Origin of the sequence: Halomonas sp. IOP_6 (assembly GCF_021151565.1) — a bacterium.
GTDB classification, from domain to species: Bacteria; Pseudomonadota; Gammaproteobacteria; order Pseudomonadales; family Halomonadaceae; genus Vreelandella; species Vreelandella alkaliphila.
Window position 1 is genome coordinate 720893 of the sequence record NZ_JAIRBO010000001.1, and the last position, 17643, is coordinate 738535.

At 49.6% G+C, this 17643-nt stretch carries 13 protein-coding genes; 5 read left to right on the top strand and 8 right to left on the bottom strand.

What is annotated here, in order from left to right; genetic code table 11:
- Positions 1 to 20: 20 nt before the first annotated feature.
- The 4 genes from K7H08_RS03370 to K7H08_RS03385 are packed head-to-tail and all read left to right on the top strand — an operon-like array spanning position 21 to position 4154.
- Positions 21 to 776 (top strand): fimbrial biogenesis chaperone, encoded by a 756-nt coding sequence (locus K7H08_RS03370; protein ID WP_231657186.1) that lies wholly within the window; start codon positions 21 to 23, stop codon positions 774 to 776.
- An 8-nt stretch (positions 777 to 784) separates the two neighbouring features.
- Positions 785 to 2179, top strand: coding sequence for a fimbria/pilus outer membrane usher protein (locus K7H08_RS03375; RefSeq protein WP_231657187.1), 1395 nt, complete (start codon positions 785 to 787; stop codon positions 2177 to 2179).
- Positions 2110 to 3150 (top strand): fimbria/pilus outer membrane usher protein, encoded by a 1041-nt coding sequence (locus K7H08_RS18455; RefSeq protein WP_231657232.1) that lies wholly within the window; start codon positions 2110 to 2112, stop codon positions 3148 to 3150. The genes K7H08_RS03375 and K7H08_RS18455 overlap by 70 nt, the downstream gene beginning before the upstream one ends.
- A 14-nt stretch (positions 3151 to 3164) precedes the next feature.
- Positions 3165 to 4154 carry a Csu type fimbrial protein gene (locus tag K7H08_RS03385; protein WP_231657188.1) on the top strand — a complete coding sequence of 330 codons (990 nt, stop codon included), beginning with the start codon at positions 3165 to 3167 and terminating at the stop codon, positions 4152 to 4154.
- A 438-nt stretch (positions 4155 to 4592) separates the two neighbouring features.
- Here the strand turns inward: K7H08_RS03385 and K7H08_RS03390 are convergent, their stop codons facing one another.
- The 8 genes from K7H08_RS03390 to K7H08_RS03425 all read right to left on the bottom strand — a co-directional run bounded on the left by K7H08_RS03390 (position 4593) and on the right by K7H08_RS03425 (position 15764).
- Complete coding sequence (locus tag K7H08_RS03390; RefSeq protein WP_269438761.1) at positions 4593 to 5489, bottom strand: LysR family transcriptional regulator; 897 nt, start codon at positions 5487 to 5489, stop codon at positions 4593 to 4595.
- Positions 5490 to 5501: 12 nt separating this feature from the next.
- Entirely contained in the window at positions 5502 to 6767 is a 1266-nt protein-coding gene (locus tag K7H08_RS03395) for an NAD(P)/FAD-dependent oxidoreductase (RefSeq protein ID WP_231657190.1), read from the bottom strand.
- 125 nt (positions 6768 to 6892) lie between these two features.
- Positions 6893 to 8308: a sodium:solute symporter family protein gene (locus tag K7H08_RS03400; RefSeq protein ID WP_231657191.1), complete on the bottom strand. Its 1416-nt coding sequence runs from the start codon at positions 8306 to 8308 to the stop codon at positions 6893 to 6895.
- 730 nt (positions 8309 to 9038) lie between these two features.
- Positions 9039 to 10886: a glutamine--fructose-6-phosphate transaminase (isomerizing) gene (gene glmS, locus K7H08_RS03405; RefSeq protein WP_231657192.1), complete on the bottom strand. Its 1848-nt coding sequence runs from the start codon at positions 10884 to 10886 to the stop codon at positions 9039 to 9041.
- A gap of 257 nt (positions 10887 to 11143) precedes the next feature.
- The gene (gene cysQ / locus K7H08_RS03410; RefSeq protein ID WP_193085502.1) at positions 11144 to 11914 is read right to left on the bottom strand and encodes a 3'(2'),5'-bisphosphate nucleotidase CysQ; all 771 of its coding nucleotides are present in this window, start codon (positions 11912 to 11914) and stop codon (positions 11144 to 11146) included.
- Between the two features lie 97 nt (positions 11915 to 12011).
- A complete protein-coding gene (gene cysN / locus K7H08_RS03415; RefSeq protein ID WP_231657193.1) occupies positions 12012 to 13916 on the bottom strand; it encodes a sulfate adenylyltransferase subunit CysN in 1905 nt (634 codons plus the stop codon).
- Entirely contained in the window at positions 13916 to 14818 is a 903-nt protein-coding gene (gene cysD, locus K7H08_RS03420) for a sulfate adenylyltransferase subunit CysD (protein ID WP_193085503.1), read from the bottom strand. The genes cysN and cysD overlap by 1 nt, the downstream gene beginning before the upstream one ends.
- Positions 14819 to 14945: 127 nt before the next feature.
- A complete protein-coding gene (locus K7H08_RS03425) occupies positions 14946 to 15764 on the bottom strand; it encodes a helix-turn-helix domain-containing protein (RefSeq protein WP_231657194.1) in 819 nt (272 codons plus the stop codon).
- 141 nt (positions 15765 to 15905) lie between these two features.
- Between K7H08_RS03425 and K7H08_RS03430 the strand changes: the two genes are divergently transcribed.
- Entirely contained in the window at positions 15906 to 17633 is a 1728-nt protein-coding gene (locus tag K7H08_RS03430; protein WP_231657195.1) for an SLC13 family permease, read from the top strand.
- The last annotated feature ends 10 nt before the right edge of the window (positions 17634 to 17643 follow it).

The window sequence follows — 17643 nt, forward strand, 5'->3', positions numbered from 1 at the left end:
CTCGATTTAGGAGAACATCTATGCTGGAAAAGCGCTTCGGCCACATCATTGGTATTTTCATCCTGCTAAGCCTTCTTGCGGGCCCTTCATCAGCTAACTCTCTGTTGATTTGGCCCATTTACCCTGTTATTGAGAGTCACCAGCAGGCAAGTGCACTTTGGCTGGAAAACAGAGGTAGCGAAACGGTCAATATGCAGGTGCGGATTTTTTCTTGGTCTCAGGTAGGAGGAGAAAATCACTACCAATCTCAACAAAGCGTTGTGGGTAGCCCACCCATGACGGCAATTGCTCCCGGGGAACGCCAGATAGTGCGCCTGATCCGCCAAGAACCCTCACCAATTGGCGAAGAGCAAGCCTATCGCATTATTGTTGACGAAATTCCGGCCCTAGCACCTAATAGCGGAGGAGAAAGCTCGCCTCGTGCCGCTGTGCAATTACAAATGCGCTACTCTCTTCCCCTGTTCGTTTATGGTGAAGGAGCACTGCCCCCTGAACGTATCGCCTCCAGTAATATCCCCTACCCCGGCCTAACCTGGAGACTCGTAACACATGAGGGACAGTCGCAACTAGAAATACACAACGCGGGTCAGCATCATGTGCGCCTAAGCCAAGTTACCTTTGAGCAACCAGGGCAGCGCAACGAAGTCACCAACGGGCTGCTTGGCTATGTACTGCCCAGGCAGGTACGACGCTGGCCACTACCCCAAAACATAAGACCTACTGGCGAGCTTCGCGCTCATATTTCGGGAGTCAGTCATCGCATTTCGGCCGAGTAGGCGCCAGCATGCTCCCGCGTATCCATTGGCATTTCCCGGCATGGCTCATGTTGGGCAGTTGCGCTTTACTTTTAACGGCGGTGTCTTTTCCTGCTATCGGCCAGGCATTGCCGCCACCGCCACGCGCGGGTGATCTCCAGGCAGTTTCGGAACTCCACCTGGAGATCATCGTCAATCAACGCTCCACCCAGCGTATCGAGCACGTTACCCAGCAGAATGGCGAACTGTTCATCAAGCGTGAGGTACTCCAACAACTAGGCCTTCCTAATGAACACCTGCAGCGTCAAGATAACATCATTAATATCAGCCAATTAGATGGATTAGAAGCGCGCTATCACAGCCCCAGCCAACGGCTATATCTGGAAGTACCTTCCCATTGGCTACCACATCAGTTTCATACTAATTTACCTCAAAACGAGACATTCGCACTTAACACCAGTCCTGGCGCACTGCTTAACTACGACGCTTATATCAGCGACACTCAGGGTGGCGCGACACTTGCCAGCTTAGGGCACGAAGCGCGACTGTTTGGTGCAGCGGGGACACTAAGCACCTCTGGCATTTACCGCGAGATAGTGACGGGAGAGAGTGGACAAGACAACGGCTACCGGCGCTTCGACACCCGCTGGGAGTACGCCGATCAACAGCGTATGCTTCAGTACAGCGCAGGAGACGTCATCACCAGACCACTGGGCTGGACAAATGCAGTTCGTCTTGGCGGCATTCAGGTTTCTCGAAACTTTGCCCTTCGTCCCGATATCATCACCCACCCACTACCTGAGTTCAGCGGCGAAGTAGCGATTCCCACGACCCTCGATCTGTTCATCGATGGCGCGCAGCAATCCTCAATGGAACTAGCGCCGGGCCCCTTCACTGTCACCAATATGCCCATGGTCACCGGCGCTGGCGAAGCCACCATTGTGACCACCGATAGCCTGGGAAGACGAGTTTCCACTAGCCTGCCGTTTTACGTTTCCAGCGAACTGCTACAACCCGGTTTAAGCACCTTCAGTTTCAGTGCAGGTGCCCCGCGCCGCCACTTCGGCCAGCGTGATTTTGCCTATAGCGGAATGGCCGCCACCGGCAGCTATCGGCGCGGCATCAACAATCAATTCACCATGGAATTGCAAACTGAAGTCAGCGACGATTTAACCACTGCAGGCGCTGGCGGCACGTTTGGCTTATGGCAGCTAGGCACGCTAGAGACAGCCTACCGCCAAAGCCGCAGCGAAGGCGTCACCGGTAATGCCTACACGGCCGGATACCGCTACCGGAGCCGCCGCTTTAACATCGCTCTGCGCCACCAAGTAGAGCAGGCTGGTTTCACCGATCTATCTCGCCACATTCACAGCGCGACACGCGAAAATACGCAGCGAAAGTTACCCAGGTTACCGGGGGTTTAAACCTTGGCACGCATGGGTCGCTTGCTGGCGGCTACTTTGACATCCAGACCGGTGACGATAGCCGTACTCAGTTGTTTAACCTGTCGTACAACCGCTCTCTATGGGATCGCATGCATCTCTCGCTCTCTGCCAACCGTGAGATAGGCGGCGGCTGGAACACCCTAGCCCAGATAACAGTGCCGCTAAGCAGCCGTCCTGGCACATTAAGCACCAGCGTACGCCGAGACAATAACGGAGAAATGACCAGCAGAATCCAATATGCCCACACCCCACCCATACAAGGCGGCTGGGGCTGGAACCTCGCCTATGAACACCGCGACACCGAAAGCAACTACCGTCAGGCTGAAGTGGCTTGGCGGGGAGCTTCCACTGAATTACGAGGTGGCATTTTCGGCACCGGCGACAATGACACACGCTATGCCGATGCCAGAGGATCGCTGGTATACATGGACAATCAGTGGTTCGCGACCAATTACGTGCGCGATGGATTTGTCGTCGTCAGTACCGATGGCCAGGCAGGCGTGCCAGTTCGCTACGAGAATCAATTAGTCGGCCATACCCGTGATAGCGGCCACCTACTCGTCCCCTGGGCCCGTGCCTACTACGCTGGTAAATACGAGATCGACCCACTGGTTCTTTCCGCCAACCTCAATGTCCCAACAATTGAGCAGCGCGTAGCGATAAACCCAGGTAGCGGCTACCTGCTGCGCTTCCCGGTTGAACGTGTTATTGCCGCAACGATGGCCATTCTAGACAGGCAAGGCGAGCCACTGCCGTTAGGCTCTCGTGTTATCACTGACAACGGTTCAAGCGCGCTGGTGGGCTGGGATGGACTGACGTATCTCGAAGGCCTACAGAGTGACAACCAATTACAAGTGACACTGCCCGACGGTAGCGCGTGCGTGCTCAGCCTATCTATTGATACCCACATCGATGATATCCAGCAGCTAGGGCCTAAACCCTGTACTTAGAGGAGCGCCAACCAATGCCACTCACAACTCATCGCTGCTATCACCGCTGGCTGGCCGGAGCTCTATTGCTGGTTTTGTTATTGATTACGCCTACGGCTTGGGCGTGCACGGTAAGCCCAAGCACCAGCGCTAACTTTGGTAACATCAGTTCCTTTGCCATCACTAATACACCACACGACACATCCGCCCAACCCAATGCAGGCATTGTCTGTAATGGTAGTTTACTAGCACTCGCCAGCAACCAGCGCATCACCGCCACGGTGTCGAGCGCCAACGCTGGAACACTCGCTAATACTGCAAGCGGCGATGCAATCCCTTTTCGCATCTTTGCCCTAGCCACAGAAAACGAAGAGATATTTCTCAACACACCGTATAACTACTTTAACTCGGTGCTTATCGACCTGCTGGGGCTTATCGGCGGCCAAAGCATCGACATCCCCATGGAGTTTCGCACCTTGCCCACTAATAACGTGGCAGCCGGTACTTACACGGACACACTAACCGTTAATTGGGACTGGCGAATCTGCGACATTGGCCTATTAGGGATCTGTCTGGCAAGGACAGGCACCGACACCAATACGATCAACCTAAGCCTGACGGTTACCCCCGACTGCGCCATTCAAGCACCCGACCTGAACTTCGGAAGCTCCCCACTGGTCGCCGGATTCAACCCAGTAACGCAAACCATCGATATTACCTGCACAAAAGGCAGCGACTACTCAGTAGGATTGAGTGATGGTCAGCATCCTGCTGCCAACATCCGCCGCATGGAGAACAATGGTCACTACCTGGAATACCAACTTTACAAAGGCACTACCGGCAACGACCGCTGGGGCAATACTGGCAGCGAACGACGCCCCTCCTCCTCCGCCGATACCAACCCCGGCACACCCAGTGGCGTAACAAGCCAGGGCTTCACTTACCGAGGCGACATTCTACCGGGGCAAAACACACCACCGGCAGGTACCTACACCGATATGATTGTTGTCGATGTTATTTTTTAGCCAAGGCGCTTTTCGAACCCAAAATACCGGCTAACCAACTGCACTTACCATAGCGCGGTGTAACGAATCTCGCGAGGAACGAGTCAATGAGGCACCCGCGTCATGGCAACGTAAGCAACGCGATTATTTTTCAGGGGGATTACCGCGAATCTAATTGAATCCGCTGATTCCTGTTGTTTGGCAGCCTGATACTATTATTACTATGCAACCGCCCCAACCATTGCCATTACAAATGCCTTTATCGAATGCCGCCCTGGAGTAGTTCACCGAAACTTAGGAAAGATAATTTTCACTTTGGTAATTTATTAAACAGAAGGATTCTTTACCAGGCGCACGTTTTCTCTACAACATCAAAACTTAGACAAAAAATAGCATTTATCGTAGATAGAAACTCTTACAACAATCAATTAAATTTATCTAAAACAACCAAATCCAGTACTAACAACGAATAGAGATATTCTCCATATACTGCATCAGATATTTTTCAAACGCATGAGAGATTCGCGATCGCGGACGGTATCTTGCAGTAATAACAGAGATAGGAAATGGTATTAATGGCGACAGCTTCTTTAACCTATGGCTCTCGATTTGGTGCTGTTTTGCAGTATGCTCAGCGACAATCGCTATACCCACACCCTCCTGGCACATGATTAACGCTGGCGAAAAAAGATGTGATTCAGCGACAATATTACATTCAGCACCAACTAAATTAAAATTTTGTACTAAACGCTGGGTTGTTGCATGCCTACGATCTAATGTAACCAGTGGAAGACCACTTAGATGCTGCGGCGTCAACGTTTCCAATTCAAAAAGATCACTTTTGTTGGGCAACACGGCAATCAAATTGACTTGAAAAGGCGTTATTCTTAGCGATGGTGTTGGCGACGGCGTCTCTACAACACCTATGTCAAAATGCCCGGCGAGGACCGCATCTATAACTTTCGTTGAGGCATGCGTTTGGAGCGAAACATTGATGCCAGGATGTTCTCGCATAAATTCGGAAATTACGTAAGGCAACACCCCCATGGACACCCAACCTAGCGCTCCTACTGTCAGCATTCCGTACTCTAACTTGGCTAGCTGATCAACCCTAACTTCCAAGGTATTCAGCACATCCAAGGCATGCGTCACCTCAATTAGAAGTGTCGCCCCCTCAGGAGTAATCTCCAGCTTACCTTTCATTCGTTTAAATAATACAAAACCAACCGTTTCTTCTAGCCTGCCCAGCATGTTACTCGCTGCAGGCTGTGATATACCCAACTGTCTGGCTGCGCCACTGATACTTCCAGTCATGGCAATCGCTTGAAACAACGTTAATTGTCGGGGATTTAACATATTGTGGGGCTGCTAAAGGTGTCGGTGTGGGGAAAGTGGATTTAACATATTAAAGCCTGACTTTATCTCGTCAGTAAGAGTCTTAGCCGTGACTGCCGCAAGGGTCAATCCCAAGTGACCATGCCCCGTATTGACCCAAAGCCCAGGGTGATGCCGCAAACCACCAACATAGGGAACACCATCCGGCGTGGTAGACCTAGCCCCTACCCATGGTTCGCGAACACCTGCTCCTAAGTGACGCTTCGCAATCCTATCAAGTTGAGTTATTCGATCGTTGTTCACCGGCGCATTATGCGACGCAAACTCTGATAATCCAGCAATTCTTATGCCCCCATTCATAGGAGTAGCAAAAACACCATGATTAGCTAGCCCTACAGGCCGAGATATTTCAATTGGCTCGTCAACAATCGCATGGTAGCCGCGTTCAGATACGATGGGCAAATCTATCCCCATTTTTTTTAGCAGGTATCCGGTAAAGGTACCTGTTGCAAGAACTACATGTTTCGCACAAAACTCACCACCTTTAGCAGTGACAGCTTGCCCACCCTCTATCGTTCGCACTGTTTCAATTTCAGATTTCTGAAACCTGCCACCAATAGATAAATAATGGTCAAATAGTTTTTTACTTAATTCATAAGGATCAGTAGAAAAGCGAGCGTCTGGATAAAAAACGCCACCACTATAATGACTCCTTAGCCCTATGACATTCTCCTTTACTTCGTTACCACTCAAGATAGAGTATGGGATATTAAAAGCTTTTTTGTACTGTGCTTCAATTTTCATAAAGTCCTGAAAGGTGCCGGGTTTATCAAATGCAACGACAACACCAGACGACTTTACTAAAGATGCACAGCCTGCATCATCGAGCAAGTTTTCCCAGCAGTTCCAGGCATCCTTCATCATTGACCCCATACTGTAACCGCTCGACTCCCATTCTCGCTGCCTCGTAGCACGTAAGAAATACTTACCAAACTTCGATAATTTCAGCGCGTAGCTTGAACGAATAGATAGAGGACTATTTTTATCAAGCACCATTGGTACTAAGTTTTTTCGCAAGCTGGGGGTAATTAATGGCATAACAGCATAATTAGCGATGATACCCGCATTGCCATAGGATGTGTCTGCCCCTGGGAGACCTTTGTCGATTAAGCAAGTATCATATCCCATCTTTACAAGTGAAATAGCACTACTCAGCCCTACAACACCAGCACCGACTACAATGACAGTATAATCCATAACTTTATTCTTCCAAAAACAGTGCGGAAAAGCATTGCTCATCCGCACTATTGTTTATTTTATATTTTTTGCATCATCTATATAAAACTTGAGACTAACAATCCCAATATATAAAGAAGTAGCAATACATAGAGCGCTGAAAGTGTAGATAACCGCTGAGTACAAAATCATGATTCACTCCCCAGAACAGTATTGATACTAATAACTTTTTTGTCAGTAATCGCAAGCAGTACAAAAACTATTAGGTTCACAGACACACCAGCAAGTAGAGGCGTAAATCCGGTTAACTCCTGAAGCGGAAATGGCCCCCAATTCCATAGTGCTGTGGTTGCTCCACCAAGAACGATGGCTGAAATAGCAGCACGTTTGCTCATTACGTCAAATAGAACCGCACCGATAAGTGGAATAATCATGGTAGGTGCCCATAGCGCATAGCTCATGAGTAGAGCATCTACGATAGAAGTCGCTGTTAAGGCGAATAGAGTAGCTGCAACGCCCACTATCAAGCTAACCCAACGTTCAATTTTCAAATGCTGTTTAGAGGTCGCCTTGGTATTTACATGCTTAGAGTATATGTCTCTTACAAAGACAACAGCTGTTGAGTTCAAGTAAGAGTCGGCCGTTGACATAACTACCGCCAATAGTGCGGCTAACACCAACCCTGTGACACCAATAGGTAAGATACTCTTGACTAATGTAGGCAGTGCTTGATCTGGTGCAATATCTGGGAATAGAACAACAGCGACTAGACCCAGAGTGGCTGTAATAGTGAAGAAAAGTAAACCAAACAAACCTGAGAGCATGTACCCTTTCTGCGCATTTTTAGGATCTGGCGCGCAGAAAGCACGTTGGGCATAGGGCTGAACAAGCGCCTCCCCGAGCATAAAGGCAACAAATATTGTTATAAATGTTGCAATTTCATAACTACCTATAACGCTGAAGTGCCCCACTGGTAGAGCTGCGACTAGTTCAGCAGGCCCACCGATCTGATATAGACCGATGATGAGCGTGACAGGCAAGAAGATACCTAGAAGCATGAACTGAATTACGTCAGTCTGAATGACTGCCCACATACCACCAGCCACCGAGTAGACCATTACAATACACATACCGATCAAAATTCCAGCAGTAATACTGATGCCTAGAATTGCTTGGAAGATAGTACCGATGGCAAGTGCTTGAGCACCCAGTATGCCTATACAAAACACTAAAGATAAAACCGCACTAAGCAAACGCGCAAACCCACCATAATGAACTTCCATTATATCGCCTAACGTTTGAGCGCCGGGATAGCGTTTTAACTTTGGTGCGATTAACCAACCGGTTAGGAATGTTTGAATAGTAAATCCAGACGCTGCAAAGAGAAATACGTATCCATCGTTAAAAGTCTGTCCAGCCCTTCCCATACTTGAACCGCCGCCTAAAAAAGACGCAGAGAGCGTAGCGAAAAGCACTGGCCAAATTATTTTATTCCCTGCAACGGCGAAGTCATCGCTATCTTTTACTCTGAAAGCACTATAAACCCCTATGCCAATCATAAGCAGGAAATACAGGGCTATCATAGCCCAGTCAATATTGCTCATAGAACACCCGTTTATTGTTTATTGATGTCCGAACATTTTATGGCCATTACTCATAACTTGAAAGCCCATTAAGATTATTAACCTATAACATGAAGCTATACCTTCAAGAATCAAAAAAACACATATTATAAAAATATTGCAGCAAACAAAAATAATACAACCTCTCAAAAAACGAACAACATGTTGTATTTTTTATGAATAACTTAGCATCAAATAAGATTTCACTATACAGGTTGGAATTTAGTTAAATTGATATCTTTAACTAGCAACCTCCAGTGTCAAGATAGTTATCACCTAATTTTCTTTATCAGTAAGCGCGAAAAACCTAGTACTTTTAGCCTGGATTCATAGAATAAGCGCAGCACTTTAGATCACAAGGTAGAGACAGGAGGGCTAGCGTCGGTCTCCTCTCTGTCTTACCTACCAAAGCGAACCAGAGCATGAGATCCCGGCAAGGCTCTTCTCGACCCCAAAATATCGGCTCCCCACACAACCGTCATTCCCGAGTGGGGTTATCGGGAATCCACCTTGACCTTACCCGCTGGGACCCCGAATGCCTGAACCAAACTGGATTCCCGCTAAGGGCATGCGGGAATAACAGAACAGCAGACATACGGGAATGACAGAACAGCGGGCATGCGGGGATGCGGGGATGCGGGGATGATAGAACAGCGGAAATGCCCCACATTCCTACTAAGGCACCTGCAGAGGCGGCTAAGCCGCCCCTGAATTACTCCACGGTGACACTTTTCGCCAAGTTACGTGGTTTGTCTACGTCCGTACCTTTTACCAGCGCTACGTGGTACGACAACAACTGAAGTGCCACGACATGCAGCACAGGGGAAAGCAAACCGTAGTTTTCCGGCATAACCAGCACATTAATGCCCTCACTTGGCTTAACGGTACTGCCGCCATCGGCAAACACATAAAGCTGACCTCCACGGGCACTCACTTCCTGCATATTGGCTTTTAGCTTTTCTAACAACTCATCGTTAGGCGCCACTACCACCACAGGCATATCAGCATCAACTAATGCTAGCGGGCCGTGTTTCAATTCCCCAGCAGGGTAAGCTTCTGCATGAATATAAGAGATTTCTTTTAGCTTCAGCGCCCCTTCCAATGCAATTGGGAAGTGGCGGCCTCGGCCTAAGAAAAGCGCATGCTGCTTATTAGCAAAATGCTTTGACCACGCCTTGATGCTTGGCTCTAGTGCCAGCACTTTTTTAACCGCGATGGGCAAGTGGCGCAGCTCATCCAGATAAGCTTTTTCATCTGCTTCATCTAGCCGCTGATTCGCTTTTGCTAACAAGAGCGTAAGCAAAAATAGTGCGCTGAGCTGTGTGGTGAAGGCTTTAGTAGAGGCAACACCAATTTCCGGGCCAGCACGGGTAATAAAGCGCAACAGTGTTTCACGCACAATGGCAGACTCAGGCACATTACAAATTGCTAACGTATGAATGTGCCCCATTGATTTAGCGTGCTGTAACGCGGCAAGGGTATCAGCGGTTTCACCGGACTGAGAAATAACCACGACGAGCTGATTAGGATTCGCTACGCTTTGGCGATAACGGTATTCACTGGCAATTTCGACATTGCACGGGATACCGGCCACTTGCTCAATCCAGTACTTAGCCGTCATACCCGCATAGCTAGACGTACCACAGGCCAGGATCAATACGGAATCAACCTGCTCAAAAACACCTTGCGCTTCTGCGCCAAAAATACCCGGCTGCAACTGACCTGCGCCGCTCAGCATTTCCAGCGTATTCCCCAACGCTTGTGGCTGCTCAAATATCTCTTTTTGCATGTAGTGATTAAACTCACCTAACTCAACTGCATTCGCAGCAAGGCTAGAGGTAATCACTTCCCGCTGAGCGGGCTGACCAAGCGCATCGACTAATGTGATCGAGTCACGCGTTAGGCGCGCCACATCACCATTTTCCAGGTACATCATCTTCTGGGTGACCGACAGCAGCGCCGAGGCATCTGAAGCGGCATAGTGGCCGTCATCAGCAATACCTAACATCAGCGGCGAACCTTCACGAGCCACGACTAAGCAACCTGGTTCTTCTTCGCTTATCACCGCCAGCGCGAAAGCACCATGCAAATGCGCCACGGCACAACGCACAGCAGAAAAAAGATTTTCGGCTGGTTCGCCAATCTCGCCTTTAAAGCACGCTTGAATCAGGTGGGCAATGGTTTCAGTGTCGGTGTCTGAAGTGAACTCGTACCCTAACCCCTGAAGCTTTTCACGTAGGGTTTCATAGTTTTCAATGATGCCGTTATGCACCACCGCCAAGCCACTCGAAATATGTGGATGAGCGTTACGTTCAGCAGGAACACCGTGAGTTGCCCAACGGGTATGAGCAATGCCCACTTTCCCCTCAACTCCCTCCTCTTCAACGCGGGCTTCAAGAACTGACACTCGCCCCTTGGCGCGGGCACGCGATAGCGTACCAGAGTCACTTAGCACAGCTAACCCAGCAGAGTCATAGCCACGGTATTCAAGTACTTTCAAGCCTGAAAGCAAAAACGGGGTACATTCCATTGCGCCAATGGCGCCAACGATTCCGCACATACTCAATCCTTTAATAACGACTTATAACGACGATAGCTTTCATCGTATGTAAAGAGCCATGTGCAAAGAACTATTTGCAAAACACAACTAGCAAAGGGCCATTTGCAGAGAGCTATTTACAAAGACCCGTCATAGCGAGCATCCCGTGAACTGGCTCTTCTTAAAGGGGAGCATATTACACTCCCCCGTAGCTCAGAGTCTTTAAAACTCGGTCTTTAAAGCTCGGTCTTCAAAGCTCGGTCTTTAAAACATGGCCTTCACACATTTCCCCAAACAACAAAATACGGATTAAGCTTTTCGCTGGGGTTGGCGTAGCTAAGCGGTTTACCCTCTAGCGTTTCAACTCGGCCACCCGCTTGAAGCACGACCGCATGAGCGGCGCCAGTGTCCCAAAGACAGGTAGGGCCTAAACGAGGATAAGCATCGGCCTTACCTTCTGCAATTAAGCATAGTTTAAGCGAACTGCCCATGGGCAACATTTCGTGCTCACCTAGCTTTTCAAGCCACGCTGCCAAGTCCGGGCTGGGATGCGAGCGACTACCCACAACACGCCAAGTGGAAGCAGCTTCCGGCTCGCCCGCAACACGAATCTCATGGCGTTCGCCATTCGCTTCCACTTTAAATGCACCTAAACCTTCAGCGGCAACATAAGCGGTTTCAAGCGCCGGAGCGGTAACAACACCCAACACGGGCTTACCGTTTTCAATCAGCGCAATATTAACGGTGAACTCACCGTTACGCTTGATAAACTCTTTAGTCCCGTCAAGCGGGTCTACCAACCAATAGCGGCCATTGCCGTCTACACCGGCAAAGCCTTCTGCGTCTTCTTCAGAGAGTATAGGCAACTGTAAAGAAAGCGCCTGCAAGCCGCTTACAATCACATGGTGAGCAGCTTGATCCGCTTCAGTTAATGGGCTTTTGTCTTCTTTTTCTTCCACGCTAAATTCGCGTGCATAAACCGCCATAATGGCATCGCCCGCTTCACGAGCAATACGTTCCACAGAATCCAATAACGCTTGATCAATCATTTTGTCATTTCCTTATGATTAAGCCACCAAACAACGACTGGCTGCTTGGTGGCTTATCAGTATTTACATTACGTGTTTAACCTACACTGCATGGAAATCAGCTAATTAGGCCACGCTCACGCAACGTCTTAATCACGCTATCAGCCGCTTCTTCGGCACTCATTTCTGAGGTCTTCAGATGAACATCTGGCGACTCAGGTGCTTCATACGTTGAATCAATGCCTGTGAAGTTTTTCAACTCACCTCGACGGGCCTTTTTATAAAGACCTTTAGGATCACGAGCTTCTACTACATTTAGCGGTGCATCTACGAAAATCTCGATGAATTCACCTGCTTCCAGCAAATCTCGCGCTAGTTGACGCTCGCTACGGAAAGGCGAAATAAACGCGGACATAACGATCAACCCAGCATCAACCATCAGCTTGGCAGTTTCCGCTACGCGACGCACGTTTTCAACGCGATCAGCATCAGTAAAGCCTAAGTCACGATTTAAACCATGACGAACGTTATCACCGTCCAGTAAGTAGGTATGCTGGCCCTGGGTAAATAGCTTTTTCTCAACCAGGTTAGCGATCGTTGATTTGCCAGCACCAGAAAGGCCTGTAAACCATAGAACTGCCGGTTTCTGGCCCTTCGCCAACGCACGTGCCTGCTTATCAATATCCACATGTTGCATATGAATATTCTGGCTACGACGAAGGGCAAAATGCAGCATACCTGCACCCACCGTATTATTCGTCATACGGTCAATCAGGATGAAGCCACCGGTATCGTGGTTATCTTGATAAGCATCAAAAGCAACCGCACGGTTGAGGCTAATCGTACAGACACCAATGCCGTTCAAATCAAGCTGTTTGCCAGCCGTGTGTTCCAGCGTATTAACGTTAACCTGATATTTAATATCAGTAACGGTCGCTGACACCATCTGGGTGCCTAGCTTCATTAAGTAAGGGCGACCCGGCAGCAGCGGCGCCTCATGCATCCACACCAACGTTGTTTCGAACTGATCAGCCGTATGCGCAGGCTGCTCTACACCGGAGATGACATCACCCCGAGAGATATCAATTTCATCTTCCAGCAACAGTGTTACCGACTGTCCTGCCACCGCCTCATCCAAATCACCATCAAAGGTATAGATGCGTGACACCGTGCTGGTTTTACCAGAAGGCTGAACACGAATCTGATCGCCAGGGCGAACAACACCACTGGCTACCATCCCAGAAAAACCACGGAAATCCAGGTTAGGACGATTCACCCACTGCACTGGCATCCGGAAGGGAGAGCGCTGCAAATGCTCGGCATCTAGCTCTACGGTTTCCAAATAGCCCATCAGCGTAGTGCCGTGATACCAAGGCATGTGCGGGCTTGGCTCAATAACGTTATCGCCTTTCAACGCCGACATGGGGATAAACGTAATATTTTCCAAACCGAGCTGTTTGGCAAACGTACGGTACTCTTCAACGATTTGGTCAAAACGCGCTTTAGAGTAATCCACCAAGTCCATTTTATTGATGGCAACGACGACATGCCGCATGCCCATCAAAGACATTAAAAAACTGTGGCGACGAGTCTGTGTCAAAATGCCGTGGCGCGCATCAACCATCAAAATAGCAGCGTCTGCCGTGGAAGCACCGGTCACCATGTTACGGGTGTACTGCTCATGCCCAGGCGTATCAGCAACGATAAACTTGCGCTTTTCGGTGGAGAAAAAGCGATACGCTACATCGATAGTGATGCCTTGCTCGCGCTCTGCTGCCAAGCCATCAACCAGCAGCGCGAAGTCCATGTCGCCGCCCTGAGTACCGAACTTTTTAGAGTCAGCTTCAATAGCAGCCAACTGATCTTCAAAGAGCAGCTTGGATTCAAACAGCAAGCGGCCAATCAGGGTGCTTTTACCGTCATCGACGCTGCCGCAAGTAATAAAGCGCAGCAGGCCTTTGTGCTCATGAGCCTTCAAATAACCTTCGATATCTTCGGCAATCAGTTCAGATGAGTGCGACATTAGAAATACCCCTCTTGCTTTTTCTTCTCCATGGACGCTGCGCTGTCATGATCAATCACACGCCCCTGACGCTCAGAGGTCTTAGTCAGCAGCATCTCTTGGATAATGGCTGGCAGCGTATCGGCATCAGACTCCACCGCCCCTGTTAGGGGGTAGCAGCCAAGCGTGCGGAAACGAACCTTACGCATCATCGGGACTTCACCCGGCTCCAGCGGCATGCGCTCATCATCCACCATGATCAACGCACCATCACGCTCAACCACAGGGCGCTCTGCCGAGTAGTAAAGCGGCACGATGGGAATATTCTGCAGATGGATATACTGCCAGATATCCAGCTCGGTCCAGTTAGAGATGGGGAACACACGAATAGACTCTTTAGGATTCTTACGCGTGTTGTACAGCTTCCACAGCTCAGGACGCTGATTTTTCGGGTCCCAACGGTGTTGAGCAGAGCGGAAAGAGAACACGCGCTCTTTAGCACGAGACTTCTCTTCATCACGACGAGCACCGCCAAAGGCCGCATCGAACCCGTACTTATCAAGTGCTTGCTTCAGGCCTTCGGTTTTCATCACATCGGTGTGAATCGCCGAGCCATGCGTAAACGGGTTAATGTCTTTCTCAATGCCTTCTGGGTTGATATGCACCAGAAGATCCATACCAATTTCTTCGGCCATTTTATCGCGGAATTCATACATCGCACGGAATTTCCAGCGCGTATCCACGTGTAACAATGGAAACGGCGGCGGCCCAGGCGCAAACGCCTTACGTGCCAGGTGCAGCATGACCGCAGAGTCTTTACCTACGGAGTAAAGCATTACCGGGTTTTCGGCCTCGGCGACCACTTCGCGCATAATCTGGATGCTTTCCGCTTCCAGTCGCTGTAAATGGGTGAGTGATGTCATCATCTTTCCCGACGTTGTGTTAAAAACTGTTTTCAAGTGGTCGCTCGCAGCACCGCCTTAAAAACCCTGCAAAATTAGCAGCATGTTGATGCTGAATAACGATTTACCTTGCTTACCTCAGGTGCTGTTAGGCACTAAGCGCTAAATTAGCAGGCACAGGCACTAGACAAAACGGCGTCTGCTGCGCCAACCAATCGGTAATTTCAGGGCTAGCGGTTAGCAACGCTCCCTGAAACACCAGCACCTTCACGCCATTGGCGTTCAAGGCAGCAAATACAGATAGATATGCCTGGGCGTCTGGCGGGCTTTCAAAGCAGCGCATCAGCAAACGGCCTCTCGACCCATGCAAATAAATCTGGAACAGCGACTTCGTAGGATGAGCAACATGTCGAACGCCCCCCTGCCACCGCTGGTCAGCCTCTTTCAGCTTATTGAAGCGCGGAGCTACTGCGGTTCGAAACCAGCGACCCTGTTGTGAGCGCTGCGTTGCTAAGGCACTTAGTTTCCAAGGCTCATGCTTTAGCCCCTGCGCTTCCCACCAATGTTCAATGGCCCGCTGAGAGAGCACAACACCATGCTGAATAGCCAACCACTCGGCTAATCCGGCACTGCTCCAGCCTGGCTCAATCAAATGCGGCGTCTCTGCTGCCCATTGGCTTGGAACTTGATCTGATACTTGAGCAGGTTGTTGAAAAAGCGCCTGCCACAATAACGATTGAACATCCGCACTAAGCACGTTTGCCTGACCTTTTAACCGCCCACGTGGCTTAACAGGAACAGCCGCCCACCCGCCTTCACGAAAGGCTTTCCACGCTGCCGAAACAGTAGGCGCTGACAACCCTGTTTGTTGACTGACCACCGCGACGGTGTAGCCATCTAAGCGTAGCTGAACAGCCTGCTTACGACGTGCATTCAACAATTCAGGCGATAAATGTTTAGTGCTCAATATATCCTTTAACCTTTTGATTTTTAAAAAATAATTATCATTGGAAAATACTATTTAAAGCAATTATTAGACACCATCATAAAAGCCTGCGTAAAATCCAGCAAGCACCTAGCGTATTTTTTGGTTTTATAAGGACCCACAATGACTCCCTGGGCCGTTTTATTTTCAATTACTGTTTTGCTCGTCCTACTAATCAGCGGCAAGGTTAAGCCTGCGATTGCCTTTGTTACCCTTGCAGGCCTGTTTTTGCTGTTTGGGTTTGTTGATACCAGCACGTTGCTAATGCAATACACCAACCCCGCCTTGGCTACGCTACTCTTACTACTATTGGTATCACTTGCATTAGAGCGCTCGCCACTGCTGGACTGGCTTTCCCGCCACTTACTCAAAGGCCACCCCCGCTTAGCCACGGCTCGGCTAATGGGCAGCACTGCAGTGCTTTCTGCATTTTTGAACAACACCGCAGTCGTTGCAGCTTTTTTAGGGGCTATTTCCCGCCAACAGCGGATTGCACCATCACGGCTATTAATTCCGCTTTCTTACGCCTCGATTTTAGGAGGGATCACTACGCTGGTAGGCACATCCACTAACTTGGTGGTGAACTCATTTAATCTTAGCGCCAGCGGTAGTGAGCTAGGCATGTTTCAATTTAGTTTAGTGGGCGTGCCTGTCGCATTAATTACGCTATGCATACTGCTTTGGCGGGCGAATGCCCTACCTCACCATCGCTTGGAAGACACCGACGAAAAGCTCTCCTACTTTCTTGCTGCAGATGTAGAAGCCGACTCACCGATGATTGGCAAGAGTATTGAAGAGAACGGCTTAAGAAGCCTAAATGGGCTTTATCTATTAGAAATTGAACGCCAAGGCCGCCTAATCAGCCCGGTTGCGCCAGAAGAACGCCTTCAAGCGGCCGATACGCTGGTGTTTACTGGAGAAGTGAGCAAAGTTCAGGCACTACAACGCTTTCCTGGGCTCAATCTATTTGGCCATCAAGCCGATAACCTACTCGCCACCAATTTAGTAGAAGTGGTTATTTCCCACGAATCAGAACTTTCCAGCAAAACCCTACAGGACGTCGATTTCCGCAGTATGTTTAGTGCAGGGGTTGTCGGCATACGCCGTGGCGGGAAACGCCTGGAGGGTCAGCTTGGCAAAATCCCCCTGCGGGTGGGCGATTGCCTGCTCCTAGCTGTGAGTGCCGACTTTCGTCAACACCGCAATATAGACCGTAACTTCCATCTGCTCAGTGGCAGTTTCACACGCCCGCAGCTCACGCGAAAAGAGAGCGCTATTACCCTGGGCGGATTTGCAACGGTTATCGCACTGGCGACGGCCAACTTGCTACCGCTGTTTCATGGCTTGCTACTGTTGCTGGGCGGCCTATTGCTATTAAAAGTGATTAGCTTGGCAGAATTACGCCGCCGCTTTCCGTTTGAGCTTTGGCTGATTATTGGCTCTGCATTGGGGATAGCGCAAGCGTTAGAAAATTCAGGGGCCGCCGCTGTTCTGGCAGGGGGAATGCAGTGGATGTTTAGCGGTTACGGCGTTTACGCTGCCTTTATTGGCTGCTACCTACTAACCCTATTGCTAACCGAAACAGTTACCAATAACGCCGCTGCCGCCCTGGCTTTCCCTATTGCCTGGAGCACCGCCCAAGCCTTTGGTGTCGACCCCTTGCCATTTGTGATGGCAGTTGCCTACGGTGCCAGCGCCTGCTTTTTAATTCCCTTTGGCTATCAGACCCACCTGATGGTGTATTCACCGGGCCGCTATAAGATTACTGATTTCTTCAAGATTGGTTTACCCGTCAGCATCACCTACTCGGCCGCAGTCTTAGTGATTACACCGATGGTGTTTCCTTTTTGAGCACGACCAA

Excerpts from the sequence above, each read along its gene's own strand:
- K7H08_RS03370 (WP_231657186.1), top strand. The coding sequence starts at position 21 with ATGCTGGAAAAGCGCTTCGGCCACATCATTGGTATTTTCATCCTGCTA.
- K7H08_RS03375 (WP_231657187.1), top strand. The coding sequence starts at position 785 with ATGCTCCCGCGTATCCATTGGCATTTCCCGGCATGGCTCATGTTGGGC.
- K7H08_RS03385 (WP_231657188.1), top strand. The coding sequence starts at position 3,165 with ATGCCACTCACAACTCATCGCTGCTATCACCGCTGGCTGGCCGGAGCT.
- K7H08_RS03390 (WP_269438761.1), bottom strand. The coding sequence starts at position 5,489 with ATGTTAAATCCCCGACAATTAACGTTGTTTCAAGCGATTGCCATGACT.
- K7H08_RS03395 (WP_231657190.1), bottom strand. The coding sequence starts at position 6,767 with ATGAGCAATGCTTTTCCGCACTGTTTTTGGAAGAATAAAGTTATGGAT.
- K7H08_RS03400 (WP_231657191.1), bottom strand. The coding sequence starts at position 8,308 with ATGAGCAATATTGACTGGGCTATGATAGCCCTGTATTTCCTGCTTATG.
- glmS (WP_231657192.1), bottom strand. The coding sequence starts at position 10,886 with ATGTGCGGAATCGTTGGCGCCATTGGCGCAATGGAATGTACCCCGTTT.
- cysQ (WP_193085502.1), bottom strand. The coding sequence starts at position 11,914 with ATGATTGATCAAGCGTTATTGGATTCTGTGGAACGTATTGCTCGTGAA.
- cysN (WP_231657193.1), bottom strand. The coding sequence starts at position 13,916 with ATGTCGCACTCATCTGAACTGATTGCCGAAGATATCGAAGGTTATTTG.
- cysD (WP_193085503.1), bottom strand. The coding sequence starts at position 14,818 with ATGACATCACTCACCCATTTACAGCGACTGGAAGCGGAAAGCATCCAG.
- K7H08_RS03430 (WP_231657195.1), top strand. The coding sequence starts at position 15,906 with ATGACTCCCTGGGCCGTTTTATTTTCAATTACTGTTTTGCTCGTCCTA.